General features: G+C 37.4%; 13 protein-coding genes. 4 read left to right on the top strand and 9 right to left on the bottom strand.

Annotated features, from left to right (window positions below):
- The 7 genes from J3U18_RS08310 to gatA all read right to left on the bottom strand — a co-directional run bounded on the left by J3U18_RS08310 (nt 1) and on the right by gatA (nt 6,176).
- Nucleotides 1–855, bottom strand: a complete 855-nt coding sequence (locus J3U18_RS08310) for a tagatose bisphosphate family class II aldolase (RefSeq protein WP_267336174.1) — start codon at nt 853–855, stop codon at nt 1–3.
- Nucleotides 856–881: 26 nt separating this feature from the next.
- The gene (locus tag J3U18_RS08305) at nt 882–1,820 is read right to left on the bottom strand and encodes a hexose kinase (RefSeq protein WP_267353595.1); all 939 of its coding nucleotides are present in this window, start codon (nt 1,818–1,820) and stop codon (nt 882–884) included.
- 205 nt (nt 1,821–2,025) lie between these two features.
- Nucleotides 2,026–2,799: a DeoR/GlpR family DNA-binding transcription regulator gene (locus J3U18_RS08300; protein WP_267329614.1), complete on the bottom strand. Its 774-nt coding sequence runs from the start codon at nt 2,797–2,799 to the stop codon at nt 2,026–2,028.
- A gap of 93 nt (nt 2,800–2,892) precedes the next feature.
- Nucleotides 2,893–3,936, bottom strand: a complete 1,044-nt coding sequence (locus J3U18_RS08295; protein ID WP_220218656.1) for an alcohol dehydrogenase catalytic domain-containing protein — start codon at nt 3,934–3,936, stop codon at nt 2,893–2,895.
- A 95-nt stretch (nt 3,937–4,031) separates the two neighbouring features.
- On the bottom strand, nt 4,032–5,417 hold the full coding sequence (locus tag J3U18_RS08290; protein WP_267353593.1) for a PTS galactitol transporter subunit IIC: 1,386 nt from the start codon (nt 5,415–5,417) through the stop codon (nt 4,032–4,034).
- Between the two features lie 4 nt (nt 5,418–5,421).
- On the bottom strand, nt 5,422–5,706 hold the full coding sequence (gatB, locus tag J3U18_RS08285; protein ID WP_065734968.1) for a PTS galactitol transporter subunit IIB: 285 nt from the start codon (nt 5,704–5,706) through the stop codon (nt 5,422–5,424).
- A 17-nt stretch (nt 5,707–5,723) separates the two neighbouring features.
- A complete protein-coding gene (gatA, locus tag J3U18_RS08280) occupies nt 5,724–6,176 on the bottom strand; it encodes a PTS galactitol transporter subunit IIA (RefSeq protein WP_267353591.1) in 453 nt (150 codons plus the stop codon).
- 289 nt (nt 6,177–6,465) lie between these two features.
- On the opposite strand from gatA, the gene J3U18_RS08275 reads away from it, so the two are divergent.
- A complete protein-coding gene (locus J3U18_RS08275) occupies nt 6,466–6,996 on the top strand; it encodes a gluconokinase, GntK/IdnK-type (RefSeq protein ID WP_267353590.1) in 531 nt (176 codons plus the stop codon).
- Nucleotides 6,997–7,044: 48 nt separating this feature from the next.
- Nucleotides 7,045–8,850 carry a phosphogluconate dehydratase gene (edd, locus tag J3U18_RS08270; RefSeq protein WP_267353588.1) on the top strand — a complete coding sequence of 602 codons (1,806 nt, stop codon included), beginning with the start codon at nt 7,045–7,047 and terminating at the stop codon, nt 8,848–8,850.
- Nucleotides 8,851–8,939: 89 nt separating this feature from the next.
- Here the strand turns inward: edd and J3U18_RS08265 are convergent, their stop codons facing one another.
- Nucleotides 8,940–10,661 (bottom strand): thiamine pyrophosphate-dependent enzyme, encoded by a 1,722-nt coding sequence (locus tag J3U18_RS08265; protein WP_065562929.1) that lies wholly within the window; start codon nt 10,659–10,661, stop codon nt 8,940–8,942.
- A 260-nt stretch (nt 10,662–10,921) separates the two neighbouring features.
- Between J3U18_RS08265 and J3U18_RS08260 the strand changes: the two genes are divergently transcribed.
- Nucleotides 10,922–12,799: an SLC13 family permease gene (locus tag J3U18_RS08260; protein WP_416380396.1), complete on the top strand. Its 1,878-nt coding sequence runs from the start codon at nt 10,922–10,924 to the stop codon at nt 12,797–12,799.
- Between the two features lie 243 nt (nt 12,800–13,042).
- Nucleotides 13,043–14,002: a methionyl-tRNA formyltransferase gene (gene fmt / locus J3U18_RS08255; RefSeq protein WP_267353585.1), complete on the top strand. Its 960-nt coding sequence runs from the start codon at nt 13,043–13,045 to the stop codon at nt 14,000–14,002.
- A 34-nt stretch (nt 14,003–14,036) separates the two neighbouring features.
- Here fmt and tehB read toward each other — a convergent pair whose 3' ends face one another.
- Nucleotides 14,037–14,906 (bottom strand): SAM-dependent methyltransferase TehB, encoded by an 870-nt coding sequence (tehB, locus tag J3U18_RS08250; protein WP_267353583.1) that lies wholly within the window; start codon nt 14,904–14,906, stop codon nt 14,037–14,039.
- Nucleotides 14,907–15,025: the final 119 nt, after the last annotated feature.

Below are 15,025 nucleotides of genomic sequence, written 5' to 3'. Positions count from 1 at the left end.
TCATAATTTACCTGCACTTCCACAAATACGGATTTTATCTTCCACAATTTTCGCCATTGCCAGTTTAGCTGGTTGCATGTAGTGCCTTGGATCGTTAGCATCCGGTTGCGCTTGAAAGTATTGTTTCAACGCATCTGAAAAAGCAATTTTTAATTCAGTTGCCACATTCACTTTACAGATACCTAATGAAATCGATTTTTTCACCATTGCTTCAGGTATTCCCGAAGCGCCATGCAACACCAATGGAATGGCAACTTTTTCGCGTATTTTGGCTAATCGATCAAAATCCAATTTAGGCTCACCTTTATACATCCCATGAGCGGATCCAATTGCCACCGCTAAAGAATCGATGCCAGTGCGCTCGACATATTCCCTTGCCGCATCCGGATCGGTAAAGGCACTGTCTTTATCATCCACGATAAGATCGTCTTCTTGTCCGCCCAGACGCCCTAATTCAGCTTCAACACTGGCATTAAATTTATGACTAAATTCGACCATTTTACGCACAATGTCAATATTTTCTTCAAAGGGATGATGTGAAGCATCGATCATAATTGAGCGAATGCCGCCGGCAATTTTGGCTTGGATATCATCGACATCTTCATGGTGATCAAGATGCAAAGCAAACGGGAAATGCTTAATTTGGGCCGCTGTTTTACAAATATTGATTAAATACTCTGTGCCGGCATAACGATAAGTGCCGGGGGTGGCGGCTAATATAACCGGCGACTGCAACTGTTTTGCGGTATCAATCACAACTTGAATTGTTTCAAGGTTATGAATATTAAATGCCGGAACAGCATAATTTTCACGTTGCGCTTTTTTTAACATCTCTTGACTTGAAATAAGATACATAATAACTCCTGAATTAATCTTGATATTTAATAAATTTGGTTAACAATAACTTGTTGAAAATAATCATCATAATTGTGCATATTCACAAACCCGGTTTGCGATTCCATGGCATTTAACATGCCCATTGTCATCGCCCGTTTGAGCATGGTTTCTATCGATTCGTTTTCATGGATACTCACCGCAAGCCCCGCTAACGTTACATCGCCAGATCCAACCGGATTGACAACATTAATTTTAGGGATTGAAACTTGATAATATTGCTGATAACAACGCGCAAAAGCACCATTTTTACCCAGTGAAATAATGATGTAAGGGATTGCATTTAGCAGTGGATGATCAACCGCCTTAATCAACGAAGCCGTATCATTTACATCAATATCCATTTGAATTATTTGTTGTAATTCATCTTTATTCGGCTTAATTAAGTAAGGTTTATGTTCAGACACCAGCGTAGCTAATAACATCTTGCCGGAGGAATCTAGCAAAACAGGAATGCCCTTTTTATTGGCGATTTGAATTAATGTGGCATAAAAATCAACCGGAAAACCTTGTGGCAGCGATCCGGAAATGGTCATCACTTTGGCTTTGTCCATTAACGTTTGATAGTGCGCTAAAAAGGCGTCCACCTCTTTTTGTCCGAGTGTTGGCCCGGATTCGAGAATTTCGGTTTGATTGCCTTCATGTAGTATTGCAATACAATTTCGTGATTCATGCTTGGTAACATAAAAATGGTAGTAGATATTGTCACTATCTAACTGTTTTTGTATATATTCACCTGTTGTACCGCCAACAATACCGGAAGCTAACACCTCGATGCCGGAAAACTTCACACCTCGTGTGACATTGAGTCCTTTACCACCAGCAGTTTTTCTAACATTGGCAACACGATTAATATCATTAATATGGAGCGTATTGAGTGGATAAGAGATATCCACGGAAGGATTCATGGTAATTGTTAATATCATATTCTCACCTACGTATTGATTGCAAAGTCATAGCATTGGGAGAAATAACAAGCTTAAATAATCAAATGAGTTCAATAGTATTAATCAACCAAATAGCCAACAACAATCCATTGCTATCATTACGTTCATTACCCAAAATCGACTATTTAGCTAAAAGATCTTTTAAGCTTTGTTCAAAAAGATACACAATCACCAGTTAAAAAATTTAAACAGCTATAAAACCAATGCCTTTTTCTTCAAATTGTTGTTTATAACTGTTATCGACATCAGTATCGGTAATTATGGTACTTAGTTTATTAAGTGGTAATACGATATTAATGCCATTTCGTCCAAATTTTGATGAATCTAAAACCGCAACAACCTGCCTTGCCGCATTAGCCATCACACTACTGATAGTGTAGCCTTCGTTAAACGTTGTTATTCCTCTTTTTGCATCTATTCCATCTGCACCCACAAACAAAATATCAGCAGAAATGCCGTCTAACGATTGCTCAGCAAGTTTTCCATGAAAAGAACGGGTCTTATGCCTCAGCGTACCACCACACATAAATAACATAATGTCACTGTTATCCGATAAAATAAATGCAGAAGTAAGACTGTTGGTAATGACAGTGATATGCTTGAGTTTTACTAACTCTTCAGCTATCAACATTGTGGTACTACCACTATCTAAAATAATGGTATCCCCCTCTTTAACATGTTTAACTGCTTCAATTGCAATGCGTTTTTTGGCTTCTATAAAACGTTGATAACGTTCTTCTAATTGCAACTCTTTAAATGATTTTAAATCGCCTTTACTCATGATTTTGGTTGCGCCGCCATGAAATCGAGTCAAAACCCCTTGTTTTTCCAACAAACGAAGATCGGTTCTGATTGTCACTTCCGAAACATCATATTGTCCTGATAAATCACTAACCAAAACAGTTCCTTTCGTATTAAGAAGTTCGACTATTTGTTGACGTCTTTCACTTGCATTCATAATATTTCCTTTTTCGAAAATTTTTCAGCAGTGTATAACAAACAAAATCAAAAGATAAGCGCTCATTTTTATTGGCTGATTTAATTCAGATAATTACATGCAATTTAATAAAATCTTACCGTTCATTGGATGACCGTTTAACGCACTAACTTGCTGAGTAAATTCATCAAAATCCCCCACCCCAGCAATTAACTCATCAAGCCTGATTTTACCGTCAACAAAAAACTGACTAACGAGTTGCCACTCTTTGCCAGGCCATGGTGCTGAGTAATTCATCCAGCTACCTAAAATCTCAAGCTCTTTGCGTAAAATCATTCCGAACGTTTTTTCTGAAAGGGTCACATCATGATGCAATGTACCAATCAAACCAACTTTGGCTCTAGCGCCAGCTATTTCAATGGCTAAGCTTACTGTCGCTGGCGTGCCGGCGGTTTCTAATACCACCTGATCAAATCGATGTGGCATCAATGCTTCATAGATCGCTGAAGCTGTCATATTTTTTGAGTGATAAACCGCATCAGCACCTAGTTTTTTAGCCAGATCTAAGCGCTCTTGATTAATATCTAATACCGCAACAAATTTAGCGCCCATCGCTTTGGCACACTGCATAGCAAGCAAACCAATGGTACCGCCGCCAACAATCACTACATTTTTATTTTGACAACCGTCAGCCAATAATAGTGCATGCATCCCAACGGTCATTGGCTCAAAAAATGCCCCTTCAATAGGGCTAACACTTTTCGGTAACTTAAAGGCATTTTTCTTATTTATGACGATATACTGTGCCAAACCGCCGGTAATTCTTGAACCAACGAAGGTGTAGTGTTTACAAAGTGAATAGTAATGTTTTTGACACTCATCACATTTAAAACAAGGCAATAAAGGTACACAAGAGATCAGATCACCAATCTCAAACTCTGTCACATCGCTGCCCATTTCGACAACCGTGCCACTAAATTCATGACCAAGTGTGATTGGGTAAAAATGTGCACCATGATGAAAAATACGTGGAATATCAGAACCGCATAACCCACAATACGCCACTTTCACCAGAATTTGATCTGGTGAAGTGATTTTGGGCATCTCAATATCTTCTACAGATAAAGTCCCCTCATCATTAACAACGACTGCTTTCATATTATTTTCCTATGTTAATAATCAAATAGGTGGCTGTTTTAACGTTCACTGGTTTGACAGTGAACGTTGCTTAATGGATTTAAAAAATGACTTTTTTATTGCTTATTTACGCTGTTTGCACCGTCTACCTGTTGCTGTTTTAATAACAATTTGTATTTTTGCGCGCGTTGCCAGGTCAAAAATAGGCAAAACAGGTAAAAGAGACCAATGCAGGCAAACCCGATCGGTTGTTTTAAATTAACCAGTTGAACTAAGATATAGGTAATTGGCGAACCACCTTGATCCATTGCGCCAACCGAGATGCCATTACCGGCAGTAATGGTACCGGCATTGACGGCAAGCTGAGTGGTTAATGGCACCATTTGCGTGGCAATCCATAAGGTAATAGCAATAATGATTGAACCGGAAATAATAATCCTAAACAGATTGCCTTGATGAATCGCCACACCCATTGCGATAAAAAAGCCGATAGTTGCTAAGTCACCAAAAGGAAGCACTTCATTACCGGGCAGCACAATGGCAATAAAAATACTTAATGGGATAAAAATTAAGCTGGCAGAAACAACGGTTGAATGACCCAATAATAGAGCCGGATCTAAGCCGATAAGGAAGTCTTGCCCACCAAATTTTGATTGTAGATGTTTACGCGCTTGTTTAGATATTGGGGTTAAACCGTCCATAATAGGTTTAATCACTCTTGGCATTAATAGCATGACCGCTGCGGTTTGAATCGCAAGTTGTAAAGTCTGTTTCACCCCATAACCGGCTAATACGCCTAATAAAATCCCCATAAATAAACCAACTGTGACGGGCTCGCCAAATGCGCCAAATCTTTTTTGCATATCTACCGCATTGAAATTAATCTTTCTAATGCCGGGTATTTTTTCAATCACCGCATCGACAAATACCGCTATCGGTCCACAATAGGCCGAAGTACCATGTGGCACGGCAATGCCGTCAAGCTCAAAAAAATCTTTGGTATCTTTAGCAAACCAATCCCCCAATTTATAAGCGATAATTGCATGTACAATCACGCCAGCAATACCTAGCCAGTAAGAGCCGGTTGCAATATAAACCAGCGCCCCGCTGAAGGTCATATGCCAAATGTTCCAAATATCAACATTAACAACACGGGTTAATCTTAAAAGTAACATGGCAATGTTTACTGCAATGGCAATGGGAATGGCAACCAGCGCAATTTGCGATGCCCACGTCATAGGGGCTGCGCCAGGCCAACCAACATCGACAACATTCAAACTGATATCAAATCTTTCTGCCATAGCTTGAGCTGCAGGCCCAACTGAGCTGGTTAATAAGCCAACCACCAAACCAATACCGACAAAGCCAATCCCAATATGAATCCCGGCTTTTAATGCATCACCAATTTTCATTCTTAGCGAAAGTGAAAACAGAATAATCACAATGGGTAGCATTACAGACGGTCCCAAATCTAAGATGTACTGCATAATTTCAGTAAACATAGGTTCATCCTTTTAAAATAGACAATATTTTTGCTTTTAACTGCTCAATACCAACGCCAGACACAAAAGGCATACCATGCACAATCGGAATATCGCCAAATGTTTGATCCATTTTTGCCGTCGTACAGATCAGGTCGACATCATCAATAAAGGTATTAATTTCATTAATACGACACTGCACTAAATCGAGCTCAATATTATTTTCATTACATAGCTCTTTTATCTCTTCTGCTGCTAAAGTTGACGTCGCAACTGCGCCACCACATGCAACAATAATCTTTTTTTTCATAATGCCTCCTAAACAACTTATTGATTAAATATCACTTCATTAAAACGGTCAGCCACTTCGTCTTGCGAGCGATTTAATAAAAAGTGATAAAATTCTTTATCTTGTAAATGGGTAAAAAGTGCTTTTAACAGTGATAGTTGATCAGCCGGTGAAGTCACTACCAATGAAATAATCAATGAAACATCAACGGTGCCATCGTCATCTGCACGTTGAAATGAAACCGGAGATTGGGTGCGAAGAATAAAAATCGCAGGACTGTTAGCATGCTCAGCTTCACAATGTGGAATCGCCACTGCATAGCCATCGAGCAAAATACCGGTTGGATATAATGCTTCCCGATCAAGTAAAGCTTTCAAATGGCTCTGTTTGACAATCCCTTTTTTTTGTAACTGTTGACTTAAATAAGTCAGTAAGGCTAACTCATTGTCAAATTTAAGATTGTCTTCGAAAAGAAGCTGACATTTATTCATATTTACTCTCCATTTTTTATCTTTTTGATATTACGTTTTAGGTTATTACTTTCGAAAACAAAAACAATATCGAAAGATTAAATACTTTCGAAATAAAAAACAAATAGGATTTTATATTTTTGTGATCGAAATCTATTTTTTAAAATAAACTTGAGATCCCAAATCGGGATAAAAACCTTTACCCAAAACAAAGTATGATCCAGATCACAAAATCAACTTTTTTGAATTGCAATAATGGATTAAAATGTCAAAATGTTACCCGTAACAGGTTATTTTGGAGAATAACGTAATGACACAACAAAGGAAAAATGTTTTCGTATTCATGGGTGTATCAGGTAGCGGTAAATCGGTTGTTGCAAAACAAATAGCCGATAACCTAAATGCCGCTTTTTTAGATGGGGACTTTTTACATCCCAAAGCCAATATATTGAAAATGCGTAGCGGTACCCCGCTAAATGATAACGACAGGATGCCTTGGTTAAACTTAATTAGTAATGCTGCATTTGCAATGAGTAATGTCAATGATATTTCGATTATTATCTGCTCTGCATTAAAAGAAAAATATCGAGACATTATTCGTGGAGAAAATGAAAATGTGCACTTTATTTATTTAAAAGGAAGCTTTGATGTTATTTCCCAACGTTTAGCTAAACGCCAAGGACATTATCAAAAAACAGGAATGCTACAGTCGCAATTTGATGCATTAGAAGAACCAACAGCCAATGAAAAAGATGTTTATGATATCAATATTGAACAATCACTAAATGGTGTTATTGAAGATAGTATGAAGGTTATTAATTCGATATGTCATTGTGAATAAATTTATAAAAGTTCAGAAATTATAATAAATATAATCTAAGAGGTTAATGTGAATTCCACTATTTTAGCTGTAACTCAGCGCATTATTAATCGCTCTAAAGCAACACGTGAAGCTTATCTGCAAAAAATAGAACATGCTATGTTAAAGAAAGTTACCCGAGCAAGTTTGCCTTGTAGTAACTTAGCTCATGGCTTTGCCGCTTGTTGCCTCGATGAGAAAAATGATCTTAAAAATATATTAAAAAGTAATATCGGTATTATCAGTTCTTATAACGATATGTTATCAGCACATAAACCTTATGAATTTTATCCAGAACAAATTCGAAAAGTGCTACATGAAGTCGGCGCTGTTGGCCAAATGGCTGGAGGGGTACCGGCTATGTGTGATGGTGTAACCCAAGGCGAACCGGGTATGGAAATTTCGCTAATGAGTCGAGATGTAATTGCAATGTCTGTTGCCGTTGGGTTATCACATAATATGTTTGATGGCGCACTGTATCTAGGAGTCTGCGATAAAATTTTACCAGGATTATTTATTGGGGCCCTATCTTTTGGGCATTTACCCGCTATCTTTGTTCCTTCTGGACCGATGCCTTCAGGTTTACCAAATAAAGAGAAAGTTCGCATTCGTCAACTTTATTCAGAAGGAAAAGCTTCTCGCGAAGATTTATTAGAATCTGAATCAGCCTCATACCATACCAGTGGAACTTGTACGTTTTATGGCACGGCAAATAGTAACCAAATGGTCATTGAGTTAATGGGATTACATTTACCTGGAGCCGCTTTTGTTCACCCTGAAACAACATTACGCAATGAACTAACCAATGCCGCTGCAAGACAGATCACTCGTTTAACTAACCAATCAGGAAACTATATGCCCGTTGGTAAAATGGTGGATGAAAAAGTAATTGTTAATGGTTTAGTTGCGCTTTTAGCTACAGGTGGCTCAACCAATTTGACTATGCACATTGTCGCTATGGCTAAAGCGGCTGGTATTGTTATTAATTGGGACGATATTTCAGACTTATCAACAGTTGTTCCGTTATTGAGCCGAATATACCCTAATGGGCCGGCCGACATTAACTACTTCCAAGCAGCAGGTGGAACTTCATTATTGGTCCGAGAACTATTATCCGGTGGTTTGTTACATGAAGATGTTGAAACTGTAGTTGGCCATGGACTGAGCCGTTACACGAAAGAGCCAATTTTAGAAAATGGTAAACTCATCTTCCGCGAAGGTCCTAAAGAATCTTTAGATGAAAATGTGATTGCTTCAATAAAAAAACCTTTCAACTCTCATGGAGGCTTAAAAGTGATGTCTGGCAATTTAGGGAGAGCGATAATGAAAACGTCTGCAGTTACCGCTGAGCACCAAATTATCGAAGCACCTGCAGTAGTTTTTAATAGTCAGTATGATTTAGATGCAGAATATAAAGCTGGCAACCTCAACAAAGACTGTGTTGTAGTTGTTCGTTATCAAGGTCCAAAAGCTATCGGTATGCCAGAGCTACATAAATTAATAACACCATTGGGTGTTTTACAAGATCGCGGCTATAAAGTTGCGTTATTAACTGATGGACGGCTATCTGGCGCATCAGGCAAAGTACCGGCAGCTATTCATGTTACACCTGAAGCCTATGCCGGTGGATTATTAAGCAAAGTTGAACAAGGTGATATGATCAGAGTCAATGGTCAAACCGGTGAAATAACACTATTAGTTGATGAAGGTGAACTCGCAAAACGCAGTCCAGCACCAATCGATTTAACCTATTCCCATAAAGGTTTTGGTCGAGAACTTTATACAGTTGTTAGAAAAAATTTATCTTCAGCTGAAGAAGGCGCTGTTAGTTTTTAATCCAACTTATCTGCCGCAAAATGCGGCAGATATCGTAAAAATCCCTCTAAAAACCCCGTTCCTCAACTTTTTTTTATCTATTGCTTAGTCTATTTTTTTACAAAATTATCAACCAACAAATTAACCACATCTTTCATTTTGCCACTCAAAGATGCTTTTACACTATAAAGCGCCATTCCCATTACTTGTGAAGTATGAATTTCAGGCGGCATAACTAATTCATATTCGTTTGTCTTAACATCTAATAATGCAGGTCCAGGGTGAGCTAAAAATGATTGCACTGCGGCTTCAAGCAAATCTGAACTATCGACACGAATAGCAAATAATCCCATCGCTTCAGCTACTTTAGCAAAATCAGGATTTTTTAAATCAGTATAGTGATCGACAAGCCCTTCTGATTTTTGTTCCAATTCGACAAAGTTAAGTGAGCTATTATTAAGTACAACAACTTTGATTGGCAGGTTTTCTTGGATTGTGGTTAACAAATCGCCTAACAACATACTAATACCACCATCTCCTGATAAGGTAATGACTTGACGATTAGGAAAGGCTTTTTGTACACCTAATGCTTGTGGCATCGCATTGGCCATAGTGCCATGTTTTAAACTAATAACGGTCCGTCTTTTACCATTGGTTGAAAAATGACGGCAAGCCCAAACCATAGCAGAACCAACATCTGCACATAGTACGGCATCATCATTGGCATATTTATCAATCAATTCGGTTAAATATTGAGGGTGAATAACCGTTTTTGATGGTATCGCTTTCTTACCTAATTTATCAATTGCTTTAGTGTGTAATTCACGACATTTATCTAAAAATGCACTGTCTGCTTTTTCATTAACTAATGGCAATAAAGCGGCTAGGGTTGGTTTACTTGCACCTACAACACCAATATCTACACTATGGCGATGACCAAGATGAGTTGCATCGATATCTACCTGAATAATTGTTGCATCATCTGGATAAAATTGTGACCACGCAAAATCAACACCAAACATCAAAAGCACATCACACTCTTTTATCGCCGTTGCGCCAGACTCCATACCAAACATCCCTGTCATGCCAACGTTATACGGATTATCATATTCGACGAAATCTTTAGCTCTTGAAGTATGAACAATTGGTGACTTTAATTTTTTTGCTAACGCAACTAATTCATCATGAGCTTCTGATACTCCATGACCTGCAAATATTGCCACTTTACTGTTTTTATTTAGAATTTCGGAGATTTGTGCAAGCTCTTCATCAGATGGACGAATTACTGGTTTCGGGTGAAAAATTTTATGTCCACTATTATCTTCAACTTTGACTAAACTTATATTATAAGGAATGACTATAACAGCAACACCTCGTTGATTTATTGCTGCTTGTACAGCCGCTGTAGTAATTCGTCGTGCTTGTGTTGGATCCGAAATTTGCTGACAAAAGACAGAACAGTTTTTATAAATAGATTCAAAATCAACCTCTTGCGGAAAATCAGTTCCTTGTTGAGAGGTAACTAACTGGCTAGCCAGTAAAACCAACGGTACTTTATTACGTTGTGCTTCATAAATACCATTTATAAAATGTAGGCTTCCTGGTCCACAAGAACCAGCACAAGCGGTTATTTGATCGGTAAGATAAGCTTCAGCCCCTGCAGCAAAAGCACCAACTTCTTCATGACGAACATGTACCCATTCAATATCACTTTTTTTGATAGCAGACGTAATTTGATTTAAGGTATCTCCAACAATACCATAACAATGTTTAACCCCCGCTTGAGATAACACTTCAATAATAATTTCCGCAACTGACTTTTTTGATGACATATTGACTCCTAAATATGGTTTTAAAATTAAACGCATCAAGTTGACTAAATTACACCTAAGTTTTATAAATGCGAATAGTTTAAAAACAAAACAGCAAAAAATGTTAAAAATGTCATTTTAACCATAATTGATACTTGAGAATCTTTACTTCAAGATATTCCCTATTACAATAAATCAAGGTATTATGTCAAAAATATAATCAACTTCATGAGCTACCTTTTGTGGAACATTCGTCATCTGGACATAGTTTTTTATCATCAATGTCTGCTCTTTTACCTAATTATATAATCCAATATTACCCACTCATTACTGTTTGTTTGTTACTTTTTATTGCGATTTTATTGTTTTCATTCAGTAAATTAAGAATGGATATTATTGCGTTATTGACGATAACTGCAATTACCGTCACGGGTGTATTAACTCCGGCTGAAGCGCTTGCGGGATTTAGCGATCCCAATATTATCCTCATTGCACTGTTATTCGTAATCGGTGAAAGTTTAGTAAGAACGGGTATCTCTTACAAAATGAGTGAATATATCTTAAAAGCAGCAGGTAAAAATGATATTCGAATTATTACCTTTATTATGTTAGGTGTAGCTTTACTGGGTTCGGTTATGAGCTCAACTGGTGTAGTTGCAATCTTTATTCCTGTTGCTATCAGTATTGCTAACCATACAGGTATCCATGTAAAAAAATTGATGATGCCACTGTGTATTGCAGCATTAATTAGTGGCATGATGACTCTTGTCGCAACAGCTCCAAACCTTGTAGTAAATAGTGAACTTAGCCGAGCTGCATTAACCGAGTTTGGCTTCTTTTCAATTACGCCAATAGGCCTTGGCGTATTAGTTGTTGGTGTGATTTATTGTTTATTAACACGCAATTGGTTACTTACAGTGGACCAAGTCACCGCTAACAATAGTTTACCTCAAAGACGTAAAATTACCGATTTAATTAGAGATTATAAATTAATTGGCCGAGCTCACCGCGCACAAATTCTTGCTGGTTCTCCTTTTGTTGGGCGAACCATTGATGGATTACATTTACGTACTGAGCATGGTGTAAATGTAATTGGTATTGAACGTTGGCGAAAATTCCAAAAAGTGCTCATCCCTGTAAATGGTAGTACTGAATTTAGAGAAAACGATATTCTTTTATTGGACATGTCTCATTCCGAAGCTGACTATCGCACATTTCTAACCACTAACAATCTTGAACCAAAAGTGTTACGTGGTGAATATTTTTCAGAACAAGTCAAAGAAGTCGGTATGGCTGAAGTTGCATTGCTGCCTGAGTCATCATTGTGTGGAAAGACCCTTAATGAAATTGATTTTAGGGAAAAATATTTTCTGACCGTTATTGGAATCTGGCGAAACCATGCGCCAGTTGAAACCAACAACCTATTCCAAGAACGACTAGAAATGAGCGATACACTTTTAGTATGCGGAGACTGGGGATCTATACAAAAACTACAAACCCGGACTAGTGATTTTGTGGTACTTGATTACCCATCAGACATTGATGATGTTGCACCAGCAAGCTCTCAGGCTTTTATCGCACTATTTAATCTAGCGGTAATGATTATTTTAATGGTGACAGGTATTGTCCCAAATGTTGTTGCTGCACTGATTGCTTGTTTATTAATGGGTGCCACCCGCTGTATTGATATGGCAAATGCTTATAAATCAATTCATTGGCCAACATTAATTCTCATTATTGGTATGATGCCTTTCGCGGTAGCATTAAATAAGACGGGAGGGATTTCGCTCATATCACAATGGCTTGAAATCCACTTACGTTCATTTGGCCCTTACATGGTGTTAACTTTTATCTTTTTATTATGCTCAACGGTAGGATTGTTTATTTCTAATACCGCAACCGCGATTTTAATTGCACCAATTGCGATTGATTTAGCAATAAAATTTGGATATTCACCCTATCCATTTGCTATGACCGTTGCTATTGCGACATCTGCATCGTTTATTACACCGGTTTCATCACCTGTAAAAACAATGGTTGTTGCACCTGGTGGATATAGCTTTAGTGATTTTGTTAAAGTTGGTGTGCCGTTAACCTTCTTGGTTATGTTAGTTGATATAGCGTTGGTACCAATATTTTTTCCATTTAAAGTAAAATAAAAACATAATTAATTGGTTAAATATAAGGTTACTAAGTTGTTTGTGGATTTTTACTATTATTTATCCACAAACTTTTCACCAGCTATTATGAGATTTCGCTATGATTCAAGATCACTTAACGCTATAACCACCTTTACTCGGTATACATATGATATCCATTATGAGTACAGTGATGTGATTAAGGATTATTAGGTCAATTTAAAGTATAATATCTGTCATATTTTGATTATGGATATATTACACATGTCACACACAACAAATCCCCTAAAGATTATTTTTGCTGGTACGCCTGATTTTGCCGCTACCCATTTAAAAGCATTAATTGATGCTAAACATAATGTCATTGCAGTTTTTACTCAGCCCGATCGCCCTGCTGGACGTGGCAATAAGTTAACTGCAAGTCCGGTTAAACAATTAGCAATCGAAAATCATCTTCCTGTTTATCAACCTGCTACACTCAAAACTGAAGAAAATCAAAAAATCATTGCTGAGCTCAATGCCGACATTATGATTGTGGTAGCATATGGTCTTATTTTACCGCAAGCTGTGCTTGATATGCCTAAACTAGGTTGTTTAAATGTGCATGGTTCATTATTACCAAGATGGCGAGGCGCAGCTCCTATTCAACGCGCTTGTTGGGCTGGTGATACTTTAACCGGTATCACAATTATGCAAATGGATGCAGGGCTTGATACGGGTGATATGTTATATAAACTCACCTGTCCAATTGAACCTTCTGATACCAGTGCAACGTTATATAACAAATTGGCGCAATTAGGTCCACAAGGACTACTTGATACCTTAACACTAATTACCGAAGGAAAAATCCAACCTGAAAAACAAGATCCATCACAGGTCACTTATGCTGAAAAATTATCTAAACAAGAAGCTAAACTTGATTGGAACCTATCGGCACAGCAACTTGAACGTTGCATTCGCGCCTTTAATCCTTGGCCTGTTAGTTATTTTGACGTTAATGGCGAACCAGTAAAGGTATGGCAAGCAGAAGTGATAAAAACATCCCACAATCGACCTGTTGGCACTATTTTACAAGCGGATAAAAAAGGAATATGTATTGCAACAAGTGATGGCGCATTAAATATGACACTTTTACAACCTGCTGGTAAAAAACCAATGTCTGCTCAAGATCTATTGAACTCTCGCAAAGCATGGTTTGAAGTAGGTAAGATACTGGGGAAATAGTTAAAAAGATATTACAGGATAAATTCCTGTAGTATTATCGTTTTTTGGCTAACAGCGTCGCAAAGCGGAGCTTTATTCGGTTGCCATGGATATCCGTTTTATGCAGTTCGCCAACATCTTCATTGTATTTTAGGATGTCCCAATTCTGATAATAATTAAGTAACTCATTCTCTTTAAACGTAAACGAAAATCCTACAGTGCAAGGAAAATCATCAGTTGACATAGCGCAAACAATTAAATTATAACCACCCGTTTTAGTTATGTTTTGCATATTATGAATGATATCGGGAATTCTATCTGGTTGTAAAAACATCATTACAACAGTTGAAATAATTAAATCGTAGTTACCTTTTAAATTAGCCTGATTAATATCATAAATAGATGCATTGATATGCGATAAATGATCGTTTGCAATAATTTCTTGTAAATTACTAATACTCATTTCTGACTTATCAACGGCATCAACATCAAAACCAAGTAGCTGTAGATAGAGTGAATTACGGCCTGAACCACAACCTAAATCTAGCGCTTTTCCGGCCTGAATGATTTGACAGACTTCCAACACGTCAGAATGGGTTTTAGTCATCTGATATTTTTTCTGACTATAATCCTCAGGTTGACAATAAAAAGCCAACTGGCACTGCAAATCATCTGAAACTTGAGCTATTCGATGCCATTGCTGAGGCTCAATAAATGGAGGCTGATGCTGAACATCAAAAACATATTGAGAAACGATATCGCCTTGCTCGGTTAACATATCAAAATTGATATGACCTTTTATGATGTTTAATTTTGCCCAAGTACCTAGTTGTGTATTATGTTTTTCACGAAACAAATCGGGTAAAGTTTTTGCATCCCAAACAGGTAACGTTTTATAACAAACTAAATCTTTATCTTTCATCATGAAGTACCAACAATGTCATCTAATAGTTGAGTATTATAGTCAAGTATTAATTAAATAAACAACTTATTTTTTAGAAATAAAATGACGATTAAATAAGGAAAAATAAATTTATAGTAGCG

Source organism: Gilliamella sp. B3482 (assembly GCF_026536805.1).
GTDB classification, from domain to species: Bacteria; Pseudomonadota; Gammaproteobacteria; order Enterobacterales; family Orbaceae; genus Gilliamella; species Gilliamella apicola_E.
This window is presented reverse-complemented; position numbering and strand designations above follow the sequence as displayed.